A 516-nucleotide genomic window follows, 5' to 3' on the forward strand; every position below is an offset into this window, starting at 1 on the left:
TGGATAAGCCTGCCCCGGAACCGGCGGTGGGGTTTGGGCGCTCACGTAAAAAGAGGCGCCCTATCATCATCACGGCTAGAGAAGAAGACGCAGCAGCTATCGAGTTCGCCTCACGCCAGGGCCTCGGGGATGGCCCTGCCGGCCCCCAGATGTACGAGAACTTAATGACCATCCTGGGTCTTCGCCCTGATGCTCAAGGTGAAGGGGATCCCGCCCCAGCTCGAGTTGCTCCGGCTGTTCCCCGCCCACTGGTCCTCATCCCACTAGACGACCACATCACCATTGTGGGCGGTGACGGGGATGACACCATCTTGGGGTTGACTGATGGCACCACGATCACAGGTGCGGAGTATTTGGCCCAGAATTATGGGGATGAGTTGGAAGTGGCAGTGTTCCACCCGCAGGCAGGTGCGGTCAACCTGTATGACACTCAACGCTTCGCGAACCGGAAACAGCGCGACTTAGCACGGGCAACACTGCCGATCTGCCCGGTACCGGGGTGCCGGCATGCGGCTG

General features: G+C 61.0%; 1 pseudogene. It reads left to right on the forward strand.

The features are described from left to right. Positions 1-516, forward strand: a pseudogene (locus F4V54_RS11605) (HNH endonuclease signature motif containing protein); the annotation flags it as partial.

Origin of the sequence: Corynebacterium tuscaniense, assembly GCF_008693065.1 — a bacterium.
In the GTDB taxonomy this organism is placed as follows: Bacteria; Actinomycetota; Actinomycetes; order Mycobacteriales; family Mycobacteriaceae; genus Corynebacterium; species Corynebacterium tuscaniense.